This window comes from Natronospira proteinivora (assembly GCF_024170465.1).
In the GTDB taxonomy this organism is placed as follows: domain Bacteria; phylum Pseudomonadota; class Gammaproteobacteria; order Natronospirales; family Natronospiraceae; genus Natronospira; species Natronospira proteinivora.
This window is the reverse complement of sequence record NZ_JALJYF010000002.1, coordinates 70,524-90,826: the sequence shown is the minus strand read 5'-3', so window position 1 is coordinate 90,826 and position 20,303 is coordinate 70,524. Positions and strand designations below refer to the sequence as shown.

At 60.9% G+C, this 20,303-nt stretch carries 15 protein-coding genes and 1 pseudogene; 12 read left to right on the top strand and 4 right to left on the bottom strand.

Annotated elements, in window-relative coordinates; translation table 11 throughout:
• Positions 1 to 163: 163 nt before the first annotated feature.
• The 4 genes from J2T60_RS07735 to J2T60_RS07720 all read right to left on the bottom strand — a co-directional run bounded on the left by J2T60_RS07735 (position 164) and on the right by J2T60_RS07720 (position 4,766).
• Complete coding sequence (locus tag J2T60_RS07735) at positions 164 to 2,635, bottom strand: heavy metal translocating P-type ATPase (protein WP_253447944.1); 2,472 nt, start codon at positions 2,633 to 2,635, stop codon at positions 164 to 166.
• On the bottom strand, positions 2,632 to 3,069 hold the full coding sequence (cueR, locus tag J2T60_RS07730) for a Cu(I)-responsive transcriptional regulator (protein WP_253447942.1): 438 nt from the start codon (positions 3,067 to 3,069) through the stop codon (positions 2,632 to 2,634). The genes J2T60_RS07735 and cueR overlap by 4 nt, the downstream gene beginning before the upstream one ends.
• 135 nt (positions 3,070 to 3,204) lie before the next feature.
• Positions 3,205 to 4,143, bottom strand: coding sequence for a winged helix-turn-helix domain-containing protein (locus J2T60_RS07725; RefSeq protein ID WP_253447938.1), 939 nt, complete (start codon positions 4,141 to 4,143; stop codon positions 3,205 to 3,207).
• A gap of 101 nt (positions 4,144 to 4,244) precedes the next feature.
• Complete coding sequence (locus tag J2T60_RS07720) at positions 4,245 to 4,766, bottom strand: hypothetical protein (RefSeq protein ID WP_253447935.1); 522 nt, start codon at positions 4,764 to 4,766, stop codon at positions 4,245 to 4,247.
• A 180-nt stretch (positions 4,767 to 4,946) separates the two neighbouring features.
• Here J2T60_RS07720 and J2T60_RS07715 point away from each other — a divergent pair, with 180 nt between their 5' ends.
• From J2T60_RS07715 to J2T60_RS07660, 12 genes and pseudogenes are all read left to right on the top strand, one after another.
• Complete coding sequence (locus J2T60_RS07715) at positions 4,947 to 5,327, top strand: hypothetical protein (protein WP_253447931.1); 381 nt, start codon at positions 4,947 to 4,949, stop codon at positions 5,325 to 5,327.
• A gap of 87 nt (positions 5,328 to 5,414) precedes the next feature.
• Positions 5,415 to 6,674: a TolC family protein gene (locus J2T60_RS07710; RefSeq protein WP_253447928.1), complete on the top strand. Its 1,260-nt coding sequence runs from the start codon at positions 5,415 to 5,417 to the stop codon at positions 6,672 to 6,674.
• The gene (locus J2T60_RS07705) at positions 6,671 to 8,080 is read left to right on the top strand and encodes an efflux RND transporter periplasmic adaptor subunit (protein WP_253447925.1); all 1,410 of its coding nucleotides are present in this window, start codon (positions 6,671 to 6,673) and stop codon (positions 8,078 to 8,080) included. Before J2T60_RS07710 ends, J2T60_RS07705 begins: the two co-directional genes overlap by 4 nt.
• Positions 8,081 to 8,252: 172 nt before the next feature.
• The gene (locus tag J2T60_RS07700; RefSeq protein WP_253447922.1) at positions 8,253 to 11,366 is read left to right on the top strand and encodes an efflux RND transporter permease subunit; all 3,114 of its coding nucleotides are present in this window, start codon (positions 8,253 to 8,255) and stop codon (positions 11,364 to 11,366) included.
• Positions 11,367 to 11,492: 126 nt separating this feature from the next.
• Positions 11,493 to 12,092: a DUF2231 domain-containing protein gene (locus J2T60_RS07695; protein ID WP_253447919.1), complete on the top strand. Its 600-nt coding sequence runs from the start codon at positions 11,493 to 11,495 to the stop codon at positions 12,090 to 12,092.
• Positions 12,093 to 12,150: 58 nt separating this feature from the next.
• Positions 12,151 to 14,382: pseudogene (locus tag J2T60_RS07690) on the top strand (heavy metal translocating P-type ATPase); the annotation flags it as partial.
• Between the two features lie 26 nt (positions 14,383 to 14,408).
• Positions 14,409 to 15,335 carry a cation diffusion facilitator family transporter gene (locus tag J2T60_RS07685; RefSeq protein ID WP_253447916.1) on the top strand — a complete coding sequence of 309 codons (927 nt, stop codon included), beginning with the start codon at positions 14,409 to 14,411 and terminating at the stop codon, positions 15,333 to 15,335.
• Positions 15,336 to 15,430: 95 nt separating this feature from the next.
• The gene (gene djlA, locus J2T60_RS07680; protein WP_253447913.1) at positions 15,431 to 16,246 is read left to right on the top strand and encodes a co-chaperone DjlA; all 816 of its coding nucleotides are present in this window, start codon (positions 15,431 to 15,433) and stop codon (positions 16,244 to 16,246) included.
• Positions 16,247 to 16,484: 238 nt separating this feature from the next.
• Positions 16,485 to 17,159 carry a ribulose-phosphate 3-epimerase gene (gene rpe / locus J2T60_RS07675; protein ID WP_253447910.1) on the top strand — a complete coding sequence of 225 codons (675 nt, stop codon included), beginning with the start codon at positions 16,485 to 16,487 and terminating at the stop codon, positions 17,157 to 17,159.
• A complete protein-coding gene (gene gph, locus J2T60_RS07670) occupies positions 17,156 to 17,872 on the top strand; it encodes a phosphoglycolate phosphatase (RefSeq protein WP_253447907.1) in 717 nt (238 codons plus the stop codon). Before rpe ends, gph begins: the two co-directional genes overlap by 4 nt.
• A 156-nt stretch (positions 17,873 to 18,028) precedes the next feature.
• Entirely contained in the window at positions 18,029 to 19,516 is a 1,488-nt protein-coding gene (gene trpE / locus J2T60_RS07665; protein WP_253447904.1) for an anthranilate synthase component I, read from the top strand.
• 185 nt (positions 19,517 to 19,701) lie between these two features.
• Entirely contained in the window at positions 19,702 to 20,286 is a 585-nt protein-coding gene (locus J2T60_RS07660) for an anthranilate synthase component II (protein WP_253447900.1), read from the top strand.
• The last annotated feature ends 17 nt before the right edge of the window (positions 20,287 to 20,303 follow it).

Genomic DNA, 20,303 nt, shown 5'->3' with positions numbered 1-20,303 from the left:
AACCGTAGGAGCGGATTTATCCGCGATCGCATGTAGATGCCGTCTCGGCATCGGATGGTTATCGCGAATAAATTCGCTCCTACGGTGTTGCGGTTTCTCCGCGCAAGATATCCTCTTTCGACCCTCGGTGTTTTGGCGACTTTGCGTGAGACCAAGCTATTTCTCAAGCCGCAAACCGTCTCAATCGCAAGGCATTCGTCAAGACACAGACACTCGATGCGGCCATGGCCAGGGCGGCGAACATGGGGGAGAGCAACAACCCCATGACGGGGTAGAGGACGCCGGCGGCCACGGGGATCAGGGCGGTGTTGTAGGCGAAGGCCCAGAACAGGTTCTGACGGATGTTTCTCAAGGTGGCCCGGGACAGTCGTATGGCCCGGTGGACACCGGCCAGCTCATCACCCATCAGGACCACATCCGCGCTTTCGATGGCCACATCAGTGCCGCTGCCGATGGCGATGCCCACATCGGCCTGGGCCAGGGCGGGGGCATCGTTGATGCCGTCTCCGACGAAGGCCACCTTTCGCTGTTCCTGCTGCAGTTGCTCTACCGCTTCCACCTTGCCGTCGGGCCGGACCTCGGCCAAGACCCGGCCAATGCCCACTTCCCGGGCCACGGCTTCGGCGGTGCGGCGGTTGTCGCCGGTGATCATGACGGTTTCCAGGCCCAGTGCATGCAGGCGCCGGATGGTCTCGGCGGTGTCGTGCTTGATGGGATCGGCCACCGCCAAGACAGCGGCCAGCTGCTCGTTTATCAGGACGAAGACCGGGGTCTTGCCATCGTCGGCCAATTGATCCACCCGGGACTGGACGCTGGCGATATCCACCCCGCGATCGCTCATCAGGCCGGGCCCGCCGATGGTGATGGCGTCACCATCCACCGTTGCGGTCACGCTCCGGCCGGTGTGGCTGTCGAAATCGCTGGCCGTGGGCAGGCTGAGATTTCGCTCATGGGCGGCAGTGACGATGGCCCGGGCAATGGGGTGTTCGGAGTGGTCCTCCACGGCGGCGGCCATGGCCAGCACGCGTGCTTCCTCGAAGCCGGCTTGGGTATCCATATCCGTGAGCGCCGGGCCGCCCTCGGTGAGGGTGCCGGTCTTGTCGAAGGCGACCACATTCACTTCCCGCAGCCGCTGCAGGGCCTCGCCCTGGCGGAAGAGGGTGCCCAGTTCGGCGCCTCGCCCGGTGCCCACCATGATGGAGGTGGGCGTGGCCAGGCCCATGGCGCAGGGGCAGGCGATGATGAGTACGGCCACGGCATTGACCAGGGCCAGGCTCAGAGCGGGCGCCGGCCCGAAGACCATCCAGACGCCGAAGGTGAGCAGGGCCACGGCAATCACGATAGGCACGAACACGGCGGTGACCCGGTCCACCAGTGCCTGGATGGGGAGCTTGGCCCCCTGGGCCTTTTCCACCATGCGGATGATCTGGGCCAGCACGGTGTCGCCACCGACCCGGGTGGCGGTAAAGCGCAGGCTGCCGCTGTCGTTGATGGTGCCGCCGACCACTTCATCGCCCGCCGTCTTTTTCACCGGCAGGGGTTCACCGGTGACCATGGATTCATCCACCCGGGATTGGCCGTCGATGACTTCGCCGTCCACGGGGATGCGTTCGCCGGGCCGGACCTGGATTTCATCGCCGGCCTGGACCTGGTCAATGGGGGTTTCCACGGCCTCGTCGTTACGGATCACCCGGGCGGTCTTGGCCTGCAGCTTCATCAACCGGCGGATGGCCTCGCTGGTGCGGCCTTTGGCAATCGCTTCCATGAAGCGCCCGGCCAGGATCAGGGTGATGATCACCGCCGAGGCTTCGAAATACACGTGGGCGGTGCCCTCGGGCAGGATGCCGGGAATGAAGGTGGCCACCACGGAATAGGCCCAGGCGGCACTGGTGCCGATCATGACCAGGGAATTCATGTCCGGCGCACCCCGCAGCAGGGTGGGCAGGCCTTGCTTGTAGAAACGAAGCCCCGGCCCGAACTGCACAATGCTGGCCAGCACGAAGAAGAGGTAATAGATGTTCTGCTGACCGAAGGTCTCCGCCAGCCAGTGATGGAAAGGTGGGATGAAGTGCCCGCCCATGTCGAGAATGAAAATGGGCAGGGTCAGGGCCGCGGCCAGGATCAGGCTGCGCTTGAGCTTGCCACGCTGGGCCTCGCGCTCGGCTTCCCCTCGATCGTCAGTCTGCCCTTCCTGGAGGCGGGCTCGGTAGCCCACGGAGGCCACCGCCTGTTCCAGGGCTTGCGGGTTCACGGCACCCCGCAGGAGACGGACATGGGCGGATTCCGTGGCCAGGTTGACCCGGGCCGACGATACACCGGGGAGGCGGTCCAGTGCCTTTTCCACTTTGCCTACACAGGAAGCGCAGTGCATGCCCTCGATGGTCAGTTCCACCTCATCCTCGACGGCCGGGTAACCGGCCTTGCGCAGCGATGCCAATACGTCCTTCAGCTCGGGGGGCGTGTCCGCATAGCGAACGATGGCGGATTCGGTGGCCAGATTCACCTCCGCCTGGGCGGTGCCCGGCACGTCCGCCAAGGCCTGCTCCGCCCGGCGCACACAGCCGGCGCAACTCAAGCCCTGTAGTTGCAGCCTGATTTCATCGCTTTTCGTCTGCCTTGTTTCGTTCATGCTCATTGTCCCTTATTCGATGCGGCATGCGGCTCGGCCTGCCCGGCCAGATCATCCAGGATGGGGCAGTCTGGGCGATCATTGCCCTGGCAGTGGTCGGCCAGGTGCCTGAGGGTGTTGCGCATGTCTTCGAGTTCGCGGATTTTCGCTTCCAGCTCGGCAATATGGGACAGGGCCAGGCGTTTGACCTCCTGGCTGCTGCGCTGCCGGTTTTGCCAAAGATCCAGCAATTGCCGGATCTGGGCCAGGGAAAAGCCCAGGTTTCGAGCCCGATGAACGAAGCGAAGGCGTTCGATATCCCGAGGCTGGTAATAGCGGTAGCCGTTGGCACCCCGGTGAGGGGCGGGGATCAGCCCCCGTGATTCGTAATGCCGGATCAGGCGGGCCGATACCCCGGAGGCCCGGGCGGCATCAGCGATCTGGTAAGCACCCTGTTCCATGCCCGCTCCCTTCGCTGTGTACTGGCTTGGATTCAACATCAAGATAAACCTTCCAATCATTGGAAGGTCAAGTCTTGTTTGCCGGGGCAGAAGGTTTTGGAGCAATCCGTCGGAAAGGAATCCGTGTTCGGGGGCTTATTGAGTGGCCAGGCAATCCTGGCCGCAACGTCTTGCGGCTTGTTCCAGCTCCAGGGCAAAGCTCTGCATCTGTTCTCTCACCGCCTGGGAGGAGAGGGCATCGCTGACAAAGCTGCGGGAGAGGAGAATGGTTTGCTCCTCCACCTTCACTGCACTGATGTTAATCAGCCAGTCCTGTTCGCCTTCCTGTCGATAACTGCCTTCGATTACCAGGTCCACCCGCAGTTCTCGACCCAAACGGGGCAAGAGCTCCTCGCCGGCCGGATAGTCCACTACCGAGGTGCGGCCAATCACGGCGTAGGGTGGGCTTCCCTGTTCGGTATCGGCCCGGCTGACCACTTGGCCCAAGGCGGCGATCAGGCTGTCGGCCAGCAGCATGGAGGCGCGTTGTTCCCGGTCGGCATCATCCACCGACAGAAAGGGCAGGACCGCCACGCGGGGCGGCCGATCTGCTGCTTCCGGGTCGCCGCCAAATGGGACTAGGTCCCAGGCCATCAGCAGCACCAGCCCGCCCAGCAACAAGGCGAGTATGGTCGTGACGATCAAGCGGATGGGGCGCGGCAAAGCGGCGCTGGATGGGGCGTTTCCGGCTTGATCTGTGGTGTCTGGCTGGACCAGGAAACGGACTCCGCGTCGGGGGATGGTTTCGATGAAGGTGGGCGAACCGGCCTGGTCGCCCAGCGCCGCTCTGAGTTCCTTGATCAGGGCCGAGAGACCGGCATCGAATTCCACTACCCGGCCCTCGCCCCAGACAGATTCGACCAGGGTTTGCCGGTCAATGACCACGCCGGGCCGGGCCAGCAAGGCCTCGAGGAGCCGGGCGGCCTGGGGACGCAGGGTCTGGGTGCCGGTGGGCCCGCTCAGGCGACCGCTGTCCGGTTCATAGACAAAGCCCTTGAACTGCAGCCTGCTTGTCTCTTCCTGTCGCGCTGGCATGGTGGTTCCGTGTCCAGTTCCGGGCGATGATGGCGATTATCTCACGGCGAGTGAGGAAGTTGTCGGCCCAGGCTCATTGGCCGGGGCCGACAATGAATGCTTTAGCTGTCTTCGTCCTCACCATTGCCGTCATCCGAACTGTCCATGGCGGGCAGATCTGGATAATGGCTGTCACCCTCGCCATCGTCCACCTTCCAGAGCACGAGGCGAAAGGCACGCCGCTGGCTGCCTTCCTGGCGATGCAGGTGGAGGCCACCAATGCGGTAATCCTTGCCTTCTTCCACAACGAGCTGCAAGGGTTCCACTTCGATCCGATTGCCTGGGCGGGTTGCGCCCACAATCTTACGCTGGAAGGCAGAGGGCATGATGGCCGCCTTGATTTCGTACTCTCCGGGTTTGAGCCAGAGTACATCTCTCTGGCCGGTCACTCTATGCCCATTTATTTCCGTGAAATAGACCGGGAATACGTCATGACCCTCTCTGCCCATTGTTCCCAATATACGGCCGTGCTCGTCCCGTGGGGATACAGTGTAGTCACTGAGGGAATCCGCGATGCCCATTGTAGGCAGGATTAGGGTCAGAATGGCGATTAGGATAAGCAGGTTTTGCTGTAGTGTTCTCATGGCAACCTCCTGGTTCCGTTGGGTACTGTCGAGACCAAGTGTGGGGCAGGGCGGGGGTGTTTCCCATGTGAGAAGCTTGAAATTGCCATGAAATCCAGCTGAAAACTGCTTGTGAGGGGCATGGTGGCGGCAGCCAGGCTATGCTAGATTGAATTCAAGTTGACTGGAGAGACCGGACCCGTGACCCAGGTGGCCCGACAACTTGCCGCTCTCGCACTGTGCCTGCTGACGCTGATGGCCTTCAGCACCCAGGTGCTGGCGGACTGCTTGGCCGAGATGCCGGCCAATGGCGATGACTGTCACGAGACGGTCATGAGCGACTGCGGTCATCACATGGCGGATCAAGCCTGTATGTCGGCGGCGGATTGTGGCCAGGCCGAGCAGGCGGTGCCGGCGGGTGAGCGCAAGCAGGACCGGGATGCCGAGCCGGACCCGCTGTTGACTGTTCCGGCCACCGGACCACCACCAGCGTCCCAACCCGCCCGCCTCCCTGCAACCTTATACACCTACCAAAGTAATGACAGGCGGTGCTATCTGCACTGCTGCCGCTTCCTGGAATAAGCCCCTCACTGAACGGATTGCTGCCGGCGATCAGATTGACCGGTGGTGTGTCTTTAGTCTGTTTCAGTCGCTGAGGGTGTCGTTCCCATGAAACTCCCATTTTTGATGGCCCTGCTAATGGCAGTGGCTGTTCTCTTGCCGCCAACGCTGGCGGCTCAAAATTCGGTGCTGGATATGGCCGAGGCGGAAGAACGGGCCCTGGCCCGGGATGCCGGCCTGGATGAGCTGCGGGCCCGGGTCGAGGCTACGCGGGATTCGGCCGTGGCCCAGTCGGCCTTGCCGGATCCGGAAATCACCGTGGGGCTGCAGAATCTGCCCGTGGATAGCTTCAATCTCAATGAAGACCGGATGTCCTCTTTGATGATCGGCGCTCGCCAGCGTTTTCCGGCCGGAGAGAGCCGGACTCTGTCTCGTGAGCGTGGCATGCGGGCCGCCGAGGCCCTGGAAGCCGAGGTCAGTGCCCGTGAGCGGGAAGTGCTGCGTCAAGTTCGGCGTGCCTGGGTGGCCTGGGCCTATACCCGTCAGCAGTTAATGCTGGCCCGGGAGGAATCTGCGGATTTTGAAGCGCTGGTGGAAGTTACCCGCAGCCGTTACCGGAGTGGCTTGGGCAGTCAGCGTGACTTGTCCCGTTCCCGTCTGGAGCTGGCCGCAGTGGAGGAGCGAATTCTGACCCTGGAATCCGAGCAGGCGGCCGCTCGCGCCGAGCTTGCTCGCTGGGTCGGTTCTCTGGCGTCCGGAACCGAGCCGGGGCAGGCCGATTTGCCGATGCCCAAATCATTGACCGTGATGAACGAACGCCTGCTGGAGCATCCCAGCCTGCAAGCCGAAGCCCATCGCCTGAAAGCCGCCGAGACGGAGGTGGATCTGGCCCGCCAGAGCTACCGGCCGGAGTGGATGATGGAAGGTAGCTACGGCCATCGTCGGGCTTCGGACATGGATGGTGGGCGGGCCTCCGACATGGCCTCCCTGATGGTGGGTTTTTCCCTGCCCCTGTTCACCCGGGATCGACAGGATCGGGTCTTGTCCGCTTCCCGCTCGGAGGCTCAGGCGGTTCACTATCGGCGAATGGATCAGATTCATGTCCTCCAGGGGGAGTTGGAATCCGAGTATGCACGCTACCAGCGTCGACTGGAGCTGGCTGACTTGTATGAGTCCAGCTTGCTGGCCGAGGCGGCGGAAAACCTTGAGTTGGAGTTCTCGGCCTATCGTGCCGACCGAGGCGATTTCCGGGATGTGATTCGGGCACGGGTGGATGAACTGGATTACCGGCTGCGCTTGCTGAATGTGCAGCAACAGATTGATGAGAGCCGAATTGAGCTGGATTACCTGGCTGGAGAGTCGCGATGAATGCCCTGACCCTGATTCGACGTTTGATGGCCATCTCTCTTTTGGGTCTGCTGATGGCCTGCGGGAATGGCGAAGACCACCATGACCACGCGGAGCACGAGAGCCATGATCATGGTGAAGAGGTGCATGATCACGATCATGATCATGGGGACGATGCTTATTACTGCCCCATGCATCCCGAGGTCACGGATGATGAACCGGGTAGCTGTCCCATCTGTGGGATGGATCTGGTGAGTGATGATGATGAGGACAATGGCGATCATGATCACCACGACCATGACCATGACCATGACCATGAACATGAAGATGGTAATGGCGATGGTGTCTGGACCTGCCCCATGCATCCCCAGATCGAAGAAGATGAGCCGGGCCGCTGCCCCATTTGTGGCATGGATCTTGTCCAGCGGGAAGGCCACGACATGGAAGTGGATCAGGTGCATGTGCCCGCAGGCATGCAACAGGCCATGAATATACGCACCACCACGGCCGAGCATGGCCGGCTGATGCGCCGCATTGAAACCGTGGGTCGGGTCGAATATGACCAGTCCCGCCTGCACCACATCCATCCGCGCGTTGAGGGGTGGATCCATGAACTGGATGTGGATGCCGAAGGGGATCACGTCTCCCAGGGAGATCGGCTTTTCACCCTGTATTCCCCGGAACTGATCAATGCCCAGGAAGAGCTGTTGCAGGCCTTGCGTCGAGGAGAGGGTCGTGTGGTTGAAGCGGCCCGCGACCGACTCCGGGCATTGGATGTGAATGAAGAGGTGATCGAACGCCTGGAGCGGGAACGCCGTGTCATCCAGTTCGTTCCCTGGTACGCGCATCAGGATGCCTATGTGACCCAACTTGGGGTTCGTCACGGCATGTATGTGGAACCCGGCAGCGAAATCATGGAGCTGGCGGATCTCAGCCAGCTATGGGTGATCGCCGATGTGTTTGAAAACCAGGCGGACTGGATTAGCCAAGGGCAGCATGCCCAGATTGGCCTGCCTTACGCGCCGGGCCGTCAGCTGGAGAGTGAGATCAGTCATATCTATCCCACCCTGGATCCGGTAACACGCTCGGTCCGTGTTCGTCTGCCGGTGGAGAACGTGGATACCGGCCTGCGTCCCGGCATGTGGAATGCCGTCACCATCCATGCCGAGCCCTCCGAGGAAGCCGTGATCATCCCTCGGGAAGCGGTGATTTGGACCGGGCGCGGTAATCGCGTGGTGATCCGAGAAGATGAAAACCATTTCCGGGTGCGGGAGATTACTCCCGGCATGGTCAGTGGTGATCAGATTGTGATCCTGGATGGCATTGAGGCGGGTGACGAAGTGGTTCTGTCAGGACACTTCCTGATCGATTCCGAAGCCAGCATTCAGGGTGGCCACGGCCGTGTGGAAGATCACTCGGATCATTAATGAATATCTCGCGCAGAGGCGCAAAGGCGCCGAGAAACCGCAACACCGTAGGAGCGAATTCATTCGCGATAACCATCCGATGCCTAGGTTTCCTCTACATGCGATCGGAGATTTAACGCACCTCTGCGCCTCCGCGCCTCTGCGGGAGAACAATCATGCTCTGGAGTAATCCATGATTGAAAAACTGATTCATTGGTCCATTGTCAACCGTGTCCTGGTGCTGATTCTGGCACTGGTGACCGCGGCGGTGGGTCTGTATGCGGTCAAGCATACCCCGGTGGATGCCATTCCGGATCTGTCCGATACCCAGGTCATTGTCCGTGCCGAGGCACCGGGTCTGGCGCCGGAGGTGGTGGAAGATCAGGTGACCTATCCCCTGACCACGGCGCTGATGGCGGTGCCGGGGGCCGAGACCGTGCGTGGCTTTTCCATGTACGGCGATGCCTTCATCAATGTGCTGTTCGATGACGACACCGATCTCTATTGGGCCCGCAGCCGGGTCCAGGAATACCTGAGCCAGGTGGAAGGGCAGATGCCGGAGGGGGTGACGGTGTCCCTGGGGCCGGATGCCACCGGCGTGGGCTGGATCTACAAGTACGCCCTGGTGGATCGTTCCGGCAATCATGATTTATCTCAACTGCGGGCTCTACAGGACTGGTACCTCAAGTTCGAACTCCAGTCGGTGCCGGGGGTATCGGAAGTGGCCACCGTGGGCGGCATGGTCCGCCAGTACCAGGTGGTCATGGACCCGGATCGACTACGGGCCTATAACCTGCCCATCGATCAAGTCCGCCGTGCCATCCAGCGGGCCAACGCCGAGACGGGTGGTTCCACCCTGGAGATGGCGGAAGCCGAGTACATGGTGCGGGCCTCCGGCTACATCCAGAATCTGGATGATTTGCGGCTGATTCCGGTGGGCGTGGATGCCGGTGGGGTGCCGGTGATGCTGGATCAGGTGGCAGACATTCGTCGGGGTCCAGCGCCCCGGCGCGGCATTGCCGAGCTGGACGGCGAGGGGGAGGTTACCGGCGGCATTGTGGTGATGCGTGATGGCGAGAATGCCCGCGAGACCATTCGTGCGGTGCGATCCCGGCTGGATGAGCTGAAGGCCGGTCTGCCGGAAGGCGTGGAGATTGTCGAGACCTATGATCGCTCCGAGTTGATCGGCAATGCCATTGCCACCCTGTGGGAAAAGCTGGCCCTGGAGTTCGCGGTGGTGGTGCTCATCATTGGGCTCTTCCTCTGGCATATGCGCTCATCCCTGGTGGTTTTGATCAGTCTGCCCCTGGGCGTGCTGGTGGCCTACATCGTGATGTACTTCCAGGGGATTAACGCCAACATCATGTCCCTGGGCGGGATTGCTATCTCCATCGGCGTGATGGTGGATGCTGCCATCGTGTTGATCGAGAACGTCCACCGACGATTTGAAAAAGATCCGCCACCACCGGAAAAACACTGGGCGGCCATCGAAGAAGCCACCCTGGAGGTGGGCCGGCCCATCTTCTTTAGCTTGCTGGTGGTGGCATTGAGCTTTTTGCCGGTATTCGCGCTGGAAGCCCAGGAAGGGCGGCTGTTCGCGCCCTTGGCTTTCACCAAGACCTATGCCATGGCCGCAGCGGCCGGGATTGCGGTGACGCTGGTGCCGGTGTTGATGGGCTATTTCATTCGCGGCCGGATACGCAGTCAGGATGAGAACCCCATCAGTCGCGGCGTGAAGGCGGTCTACCAGCCGGTGATCCGGGGTGTATTGCGATACCCGGTCTGGGTGCTGGGTGCGACCCTGATCGTCGCTGCCACCACCTGGTGGCCCATGGATCGGGTGGGCACGGAGTTCATGCCCGAGCTGGATGAGGGCGATCTTATGTATATGCCCACCACCTTGCCGGGGGTGTCTCCCGACAAGGCCCGTGAACTTCTGCAGCAGACTGATGCGCTGATCAAGCAGGTGCCTGAAGTGAAACGGGTTTTCGGTAAGGTGGGTCGGGCCGAAACCGCCACGGATCCCGCCCCCATGACCATGATTGAAACCTTCATCATGCTCAAACCCCGCAGCGAGTGGCGGGACGGGGTCACCACCCAGGACATCAAGGACGAACTGGATGCCCTGGTTCAGTTTCCGGGCCTGACCAATGCCTGGGTCTTTCCCATCCAGACCCGCATCGACATGCTGGCCACCGGTATCCGGACCGATCTGGGTATCGGCATCAGCGGGCCGGATCTGAGTGTCATTGAAGAAATCGGCCAAGAAATCGAAGCGGTGGTCAATGAGATTTCGGGGACCCGCTCGGCCCTGGCCGATCGTACCGCCTCAGGTCGGTACCTGGATATCCATGTGGATCGCCAGGCAGCGGCCCGCCATGGACTGAATATCGATGATGTGCACGAGGTGGTTCGTTATGCCGTCGGCGGGACCAATGTGGGTGAGACGGTGGAAGGGTTGGAGCGCTTCCCCATCAATATCCGCTATCCCCATGACTGGCGGGATTCCCCCGAGAAGCTGGAGCAGCTGCCTTTCGTGGCCCCCAACGGTCAGGCGCTGAGCCTGGGGCAGGTGGCCCATATCGGTGTCTCCGATGGCCCGGCCATGATCCGCACCGAGAACACCCGGCCGACGGGCTTTGTCTTCGTGGAAATCGGTGATCGCTCCCTGGGTGACTATGTGAGCGAAGCCCGTCAACGGGTGTCCGAGCAGGTAGACCTGCCTGCGGGTTATTCACTGAGCTGGGGCGGCCAGTATCAGTACATGGAACGAGCCATGGAGCGGCTGTCGGTACTGATTCCCATTGTGCTGGCCATCATCCTGGTATTGCTGATGATGACCTTCAACCGCTTCTCCGATGTGGCCATGGTGCTGGCCACCGTCCCCCTGTCCTTGGTGGGCGGCTTCTGGCTGCTGTGGGGGTTGGGTTTTGATATGTCCATTGCCGTGGCGGTGGGGTTCATCGCTCTGGGCGGCCTGGCGGTGGAGACGGGCGTAATCATGCAGGTTTATCTCAATCAGGCCTATCGTGATTGGCGTGATTCGGTGGGTGAGAATATGACCCGGGCCAATCTGCGCGAAGCGGTCATGGGTGGGGCGCTCCGACGCGTCAGGCCCATCACCATGACCGAGACCACGGTCTTCCTCGGCTTGCTGCCCATCATGATCGGCACCGGCACGGGGGCCGAAGTCATGCAGCGCATCGCCGCGCCCATGGTGGGCGGGGTGTTCAGCGTCTGGATTGCCGCCCTGGTGGTACTGCCGGTCTTGTACTACCTCTGGCATGCCCGGGGGTTGCGGGAATGAAAGAGAGCTTCAAGCCACAAGCGCCAAGCTTCAAGCGGCTTTGTGGCTTTTCATGGCTTATAGGAAGTTGAACGTATATAAGTTTAATTAACTCACAATCGGCAGCTTGCCGACGAAGGAGGCCCCATGATCGAAATCGTCCCCAACTGGCACCCCATCTGGGTGAAGCTCACCATCGGCCTGCTATTCGGCAGCGGCCTGTTCTATGCCTTCTGGGCGCTCAAGCCCGAGTGGAAAGACCTGCGCATTGCCGGGCGCTGGACGCTGTGGCTGGGTGTTCTGGCCGCCATTGCCGCGGTGATCAGCGGCTTTATTGCCTACAACACCGTGCCCCATGACGGTGAAGCTCACCCGGTTATGCTCACCCATCGTAACTGGGGTGTTGCCACGCTCCTTATCTTTATCGCCCTGGGTGGCTGGGCACTGATGCGCTATTTGTCCCGGGCCAGCGAGACCCGGCCCTTCGCCATTGCCCTGGCCCTGGGCGTGGCCGTGATGATGACCACCGGCTGGTATGGCAGTCACCTGGTTTACAAGCATGGTCTGGGTGTGGAACGCCTACCGGATGCTGATGAACACCATCATCACCACAACGGGCATGATGATGGTGACGACCACGACCACGACCACGACCACGACCACGACCACGACCATGGCGATGGTGATGAAGTAGATGATTCGCAGGAAGCCGATCATGAACACGATGACGATGATCATGATCACTGAGTGAGCCGTTGTTGGTTTTTCTCCCTGGCTGAGAGGTGGCCTTATGAGTGACAAGGAAATCGAACTGATCGTCCCCGGCATGGGCAGTGACCACTGCGCCGGGATTGTCCGCAAGGCCCTGGAACGGGACAGCAATGTACGCTCGGTGCAGACCTATATTGCCCGGCACCGGGTGCTGGTCACGGTTCCCGATTCGGTCAGCGGGGAGACGCTCAAGGCGCGGGTGGAGGGCGCCGGTTACGATGTGACCTCGGTGTCGGATGACGATGACGGCGAGGCGGGAGAACAGGCCTATGTAAAGCGGGCACGCCGCAATCTCTGGCTGGCCATGGTGCCGACGGTGCTCATCATGATTTTGATGATGCCGCATATGTTCTGGCAACCGATCCCGGGTTATTTGGCCATTATCGCCGTGCTCGCCTTTCCTGTGGTCTTTATCGCCGGTGCCTCCACGCACCGTTCCGCCTGGCGATCGGCGAAGAGCTTATCGCCCAACATGGATGTGCTGATCAGCATGGGCAGTCTGCCGCCGTATTTCATCGGCCTGGTTGGTTTTGTCTTTCCCATGACGTCCTTTATCGAGATGGCGGCCACCATCATGGCCTTTCACCTGCTGGGTCGTTATCTCGAAGACCGGGCCAAGGGCCGTGCCTCCAGCGCCATCCAGAAGCTACTCACCCTGGGCGCCAAGACGGCCCGGGTAGAGCGGGACGGTGACGAGGTGGAAGTGGCCGTGGATGAGCTGGCGCCCGGGGATGTGATGATCGTGCGTCCGGGTGAAAAGATTCCCACCGATGGTGAGATTCTCGACGGCAACAGCCATCTGGATGAGTCCATCGCCACGGGGGAATCGGTCCCGGTGGAGAAGAGCAGTGGCGATACGGTGATCGGGGCGACCATCAATAAGGAGGGTCGTCTGCGGGTCAGGGCAACGAAGGTCGGCAAGGAAACCTTCCTGTCCCAGGTGATCAAGCTGGTGGAAGAGGCCCAGAGTTCCCGGGTCCCCGTTCAGGAACTGGCCGATCGAATCACCGGTCGTTTCGTGCCTGTCGTGATCGCGGCGGCCCTGCTCAGCTTTTTGGTCTGGCTGTTCTTTGCCGAGGCCCTGACGCCTATCCTCCACTGGGGGGAGACTTTCCTGCCCTGGGTGAATCCGGATCAATCGCCATTGTTGTTGGCGGTACTGGCAGCCATTGCCGTGCTGGTTATTTCCTGCCCCTGCGCCCTGGGCTTGGCCACGCCCACAGCGCTTATGGTGGGTTCCGGCATGGGTGCCGAGCGCGGCGTGCTGCTGCGCTCCGGCAGTGCCATTCAGACCCTGCGCCATGTCCGGGTAGTGGTATTGGACAAGACCGGTACCATCACCAAGGGCGAGCCAGAGCTAACTGACGTGCAGGCTTTCGAGGGCTTCGACGAGGATCGTTTGCTGGCCGCGGCCGCCGGGGTGGAAGCCGGCTCGGAACATCCCCTGGCCCAGGCCATTGTCGACGGTGCCCGGGATCGAGGCGTGGAGAAGCCCGAAGCCCGGGATTTCAAGAGCATCACGGCCCGGGGCATGCAGGCCAGCGTGGACGGCGAGACCGTGCTGGTGGGCAGCCGGCGTCTGATGCAGGAAAAGAACGTGGACTTGCCCGGTCACGCCGATTCGGACATGCAGGCCCTTGAGAAAACCGGCCGCACTGCCATGCTGGTGTCGATTGGTGGCCGGGCGGCCGGCATTGTGGCGGTGGCCGATACCGTCAAGGAGGATTCCAAGCGAGCCATTGAGGCCTTGCATGGCTTGGGCATTCGCACGGTCATGGTGACGGGTGACAATGAGCGCACGGCCCAGCATGTGGGCAAGCAAGTGGGCATCGACGAAATCCAGGCGGGGGTGCTTCCCGACGGCAAGGTGGAAGCAATCCGTGAGCTGCAATCCCGTTATGGTGATCGAGTGGCCATGGTGGGTGACGGCATCAATGATGCGCCGGCCCTCAAACAAGCCAATGTGGGTATTGCCATCGGTGCCGGTGCGGACATTGCCATTGAAGCGGCCGATGTCACCCTGGTTCGGGGCGAACTCTCCGCCGCCGTGGAGGCCATTCGCCTATCCCGCGCCACCTTTGCCAAGATCGTCCAGAATCTCTTCTGGGCTTTTTTCTACAATATTGTGGCGATTCCCATCGCGGCCGTTGGCCTGCTTCACCCCATGATTGGCGTAATCGCCATGACCCTGAGCTCCCTCTCGGTGGTGGGTAACTCCATGTTATTGAAATGGACTCGCCTGGGCCTGGGTAAGCGAGCAGACTGATTTAAGGTTATCTCGGGAGAAGATACATGTCGGGACATCAGCATCATGGGATGGGGCACGGCCGCCAGCTGAAGATTGCTGCCGTGGTTACGGGGGCGTATTTCTTCTTTGAATTGGCGGTCGGGCTCTATACGGGGTCAGTCATGGTCCTGGTGGACGCCGCTCACACCTTTTCGGCAGTGGGCGGTGTGGTCCTGGCCCTGGTGGCCCGAAGGATTGCCCGGCGGCCGGCTTCCCTGTCACAGACCTTTGGTGGGCAGCGCGCCGAGATCGTGGGGGCCCTGATGAATGGGGCTGCGCTACTGGTCATGGCCTTGGTGGCCATGATTATGGGGGGCATGCGTCTGATGTCGCCCATCGAAATTCCGGCAGCGCCCATGTTTATCGTGGCGCTTGTTGGTATGTTGACCGAAATTTGGTTGATTGCGCTCATGTTCCGCAGCCAAAAGGAAGACATCAATACCCGTGGTGCCTTCTGGCATGTGGTTCAGACTTTTCTGGGCAGCTTCGGCATCATCTTCGCCGCCGGAGTGATCCACTTCACCGGTTTTATGTTGATCGATCCCATTCTGGGCATGCTTTTCGGGCTTATGGTCTTGTATGCGGCGTGGAGCATTTTGCGGGAATCTCTGTCCGTGCTCATGGAACATGCGCCTGAAGAGCCATCGGTTTCTGAAATTTGTGAATACCTGAATGCATTGGATGGTGTTCGTCATGTGCATCACCCGCATCTGTGGCTGCTGACATCCGGAAAACCTATTTTTTCTGCCCACCTTAGAGTGGATGAGTCACTAAACCTTGATCAGCTGGATGCTTTGTTGAAACGGGCCAAGACCGCGCTGGGAGAGCGATTTTCAATCTATTTTTCCACCCTGCAGCTGGAATTGTCAGAGCTTGATGAGTCCGAGGTGGCAGAGATTGATGTGACCGGGACGGGGAGGGAGAGTCCATAGCTGCGTGGCCCATGGGCGCCGCACTCGTGTTGTCCCGGTTTCTTTCTTGCCACGAGTGACGGACAATAGTCCTTTTCCATTGCCGTACATTCTCCATGGCCGAGTCGCAGGCGAATATCAATAATTGGTGGGGCAAGCTCCTGGGGAGCGGCCTGGGCTGGGTAGCCGGCGGCCCCTGGGGTGTGCTGGTGGGCCTGCTGGTTGGGCATGCCTTTGATCGCCGCCAGGCGGGGATTACCCGATTCCGTCGCCAGGGCAGCGATCCTGCCCGCTTCCCGGATACTGTCTTTCAGGTGATGGGGCATCTGGCCAAGATCGATGGCCGGGTGTCCGAAGCCGAGATCGGGGCCGCGCGTCAGGCTATTGGGCAGCTGGGCCTGGACGAAGCCGGTGCCGAGCGAGTCAAACAATGTTTTAACGAGGGCAAGCAGAAGGGCTTCCCCCTGGAAGCGGCCCTGCGCCGTGCCCGAACCATCTGCGGTCGTCGGACTGATCGTGCCCGCATATTCGTGGAGTTGTTGGCCCAGATTGCCCTGGCCGATGGGCATGTGCGGGCTGCCGAGCAGCGGGTGCTGGAGAAGGCCTGCTATCACCTGGGTTTCAAACGGCCCGAGCTCAATCAGGTCATCGCCATCATTTCCGCCCAGCAAAGCCGCTCCAGCAGCAACTGGCAGCCCCGTCGTCCGCCGCCGGTGAATGATGTGGCGGCAGCTTATGCGGTATTGGGCATCAGCAAAACAAGTAATGATGAAGCAGTAAAAAAGGCCTATCGACGCCTGATGAGTCAGCACCATCCCGACAAGCTGGCGGCTCGCGGCCTGTCTGATGAGATGCTCAAGCTGGCCGAGGAAAAGACCGTGGAGATTCGTGCCGCCTACGACCGCATCCGCGAAGCACGCGGCATGCGCTAAGGATGCATTGCATCCTTAGCGCGCTACAAGCCTCAAGCTGCAAGCTACAAGCAGGCGGGTATTTGCTTCGGGCGCGGTGCCTGTAGCGGTTCACGGTGTCGCTCGAGGCTCGACAAGGATGAATTCGTATGACTCGGGCACGGCCAGCTTGCAGCTTGTGGCTTGTAGCTTGTAGCTGGCGCTACCCGCCACCGCCCAATAACCTGAATGACCCTGCAAACTTAATCGGAGTCAACCCATGGCCAAACCTGTAATAGCGCCTTCGATCCTTTCCGCCGATTTCGCCCGTTTGGGCGAGGAAGTGGACAATGTGCTCGCCGCCGGTGCCGACTGGGTGCATTTCGATGTGATGGACAATCACTATGTGCCCAACCTCACCATCGGACCCATGGTCTGTGAGGCCCTGCGCAAGCATGGTGTGACCGCGCCCATTGATGTTCATCTAATGATTCAGCCGGTGGATCGGATCATTCCCGATTTCGCCCAGGCGGGCGCGACCACCATCAGCTTCCATCCGGAAGCCAGCGAGCATCCCCATCGGACCATTCAATCCATTCGGGATGCCGGTTGCAAGCCGGGACTGGTGTTCAATCCCGGCACCGCTCTGAATCATCTGGACTGGTTGATCAATGAGGTGGACCTGGTGCTGCTGATGTCGGTGAACCCGGGCTTTGGTGGTCAGAAGTTCATTCCTGCCACCCTGGATAAGCTGCGCGAGGCGCGCAAGCGGATCGATGCCAGCGGCCGGGATATCCGCCTGGAGGTGGATGGTGGCATCAAGGCCGATAATATCGGCTCGGTGGCCGCCGCCGGCGCGGATACCTTCGTGGCGGGCTCGGCCATCTTCGGCGCCGATGACTATGGCCAGGTGATTGCCGGTATGCGGGAGGAAATCGAGCAGGCCCGCTCGTGAGCCGCTGGTGTCTCGATGCCGCCGGGCACAGCTACCCGGCGGACCTGGTGATCTTTGATCTGGACGGCACGCTGGTGGATAGCGTGCCGGATATTGCCGCGGCGGTGGATGCCACCGCCATTGCGGCCGATCTCTCCCCACCCGGGGAGAGTCAGGTTCGCCAGTGGGTGGGCAATGGCTCGCGCAAGCTTATTGAGCGCCTGTTGCAGGCCGGCTTTGACAGGCCGCCCGAAAAGGCGGAACTGGATGATGCCCATGAGCTGTTTCTGGCGGCTTATGGTTCACGCCTGGTCCAGGACAGCCGGCTGTATCCGGGGGTATTGCCCCTGCTTGAGTCCCTGGCTGAGCACCGAATCCCCATGGCCTGTGTCAGCAACAAGCCCGAGGCCCTGACCCATGGGGTGCTCCAGGGCCTGTCACTGGATGGATTCTTCTCCTGGGTGCTGGGTGGCGACAGTCTGGCCCAGCGCAAACCGGCCCCTGAACCGCTCTGGGCGGTGATGGAGCAGGCCGGCGTTCCCGCTGCCAATAGCGTGTTGTTGGGGGATTCGGAAGCGGATGTGGGCGCGGCCCGGGCGGCGGGGTGTTCCGTTTTGGTCGTGAAGTATGGTTATAATCAGGGCTTCGTCGGTTCGGATGTGCAGCCGGATGCCTTCCTGAATGATCTTTCCGAGCTGACCTTGGACGAGACGACCATGGAGTCGGATTTTTGATTCATCGCATTGAACAGCCTGTTGGGTCCTCCTGCCGCTGCCATCATTGGTGGCTGGCTGCGGACGGCTGGTGGTGGCCAAGCGCCATGCACGCCAGCCGCAGTGCCCTGCCCGAAGCAGGCCTTTTGTCGATGAATGCTGTCAGGACCGAACACCATGGATCAGTCACAATTTCAGGTACTCGCCCGCCAGGGTCATAACCGCATCCCGGTCTACCGGGAGATCCTCGCCGACCTGGAAACCCCGCTCAGTACCTATCTCAAGCTGGCCCATGGCAAGGGGCCGGGAACCTATCTGTTTGAATCCGTTCAGGGGGGTGAGCGCTGGGGGCGTTATTCCATTATCGGTTTGCCTGCCCGTGAACGGCTGGAGGTGGACCAGGGTCGCTTGCGCCATTACCGGGACCAGCAGTTGCTCAGTGATGAAGCCAGTGCCGATCCCCTGGACGATATTGCCCAGTGGCAGGCGGGGTTCTCCGCCCCGCGCCTGTCCCAATTGCCCCGTTTCACAGGCGGCCTGGTGGGCTACTTCGGCTATGACACCATCCGCTATATCGAGCCCAGGCTGGCGGATCGAACACAGCCCGACGAGAGTGGTTCGCCGGATATTCAGCTATGGTTGTCGGAGGAGGTGCTGGTCTTCGATAACCTGCGCGGACGCCTGTTTCTGATCGTCAATGTGGATCCGGACAGCGTGGATGCCTGGTCCCGGGCCCAGCAGCGCCTGGACGAATTGGGCGAGCAACTGTATCAGCCTAGCCCCCGCCGGCCCGTACCCAATGGACGCCCACTCCCGGCCCCCGAACCCCGTTTCCCGAAAGCCGATTTCCTCAAGGCCGTGGAAACCGTGCGGGACTATGTCCGGGCCGGCGATGCCATGCAGGTGGTGCTGTCCCAGCGCCTGTCCCTGCCCTGGGAAGGGGATGCCCTGGATATTTATCGCGCCCTGCGCTGTTTCAATCCCTCTCCCTACATGTATTACATGGATCTGGGGGATGCCGAGATCGCCGGCTCTTCCCCGGAAATCCTGGTCCGGCTGGAAGATGAATACCTTACCGTGCGACCCATCGCCGGAACCCGGCCCCGGGGCAAGACCCTGGCCGAGGACGCGGCTCTGGAAGAGGCCTTGCTGGCCGATCCCAAGGAGTTGGCCGAGCATCTGATGCTGATTGACCTGGGGCGCAATGATCTGGGCCGGATCAGCCAGGCGGGCAGTGTGCGGCTCACCGACCGGATGATTGTGGAGCGCTATTCCCATGTGATGCATATCGTTTCCTCGGTTACCGGCAAGCTGCAATCCGGTCTGGGGGCCATGGATGCCTTAAAGGCTTGTTTCCCGGCGGGCACGGTGAGTGGTGCGCCCAAGGTGCGGGCCATGGAGATCATTGATGAGCTGGAACCAGTACGGCGGGGCATCTACTCCGGGGCCATCGGCTATCTGGGTTGGCAGGGGGATATGGATACCGCCATCGCCATTCGCACGGCCCTGTTGAAGGACGGTCGGCTGGATGTGCAGGCCGGGGCCGGCATTGTTCATGATTCGGTGCCGGAGAAGGAATGGGAAGAAACCCTGAACAAGGGCAAGGCGCTGATTCGCGCCGCTGAACTGGCCCGCAAGGGCCTGCATCGCGGTGATTTGTTTTAGGAAGTGAACAGTGAGCAGTTCCCAGTGAACAGCTGGCGGCGCATCGTTTGACTGCATGCAGTTTACTGAGAACCAAGTGCTAAAAGCTGAATTGGGTTGGCGCTGTCCTTTCAAAGTAGCGGGGCAGAGCAGTGGGTACAGCCTTACTGTTCACTGTTCACTCAATTAATCCGAAGGATTAACTGATGGTCTTGATGATCGATAACTATGATTCCTTCACCTACAACCTGGTTCAGTACCTGTTGGAGCTGGGTGTGGAGGTGGTGGTGTATCGCAATGATGAAATCACGGTGGAAGAAGCCGTGGCCCTGGCGCCGGACCATATCGTGATTTCCCCCGGCCCTTGCACGCCCAATGAGGCCGGGATTTCCATGGCACTGATTGAGCGGGTTGCAGGCCGGATTCCGGTGCTGGGGGTGTGTCTCGGCCATCAGGCCATCGGCCAGGTCTTTGGCGGCCGGGTGGTCCATGCCCGGGATGTGATGCACGGCAAGACCTCCATGATGCATCACACCGACAAGGGCGTATTCCGTGATCTGGACAACCCTTTTGAAGCGACCCGATATCACTCCTTGATTGTGGCCGGCGAGGATTTGCCGGACTGCCTGGAAGTGACGGCCTGGACCCAGACCGAAGACGGTGAACGGGATGAAATCATGGGTTTCCGTCATCGGGAGCTGGCGGTGGAAGGGGTGCAGTTCCATCCCGAGTCCATCCTGACTCAGCACGGGCACCAGATGCTGCGGAATTTCCTTGAAGCTTATAAATAAAAACGACGAGGCATGGC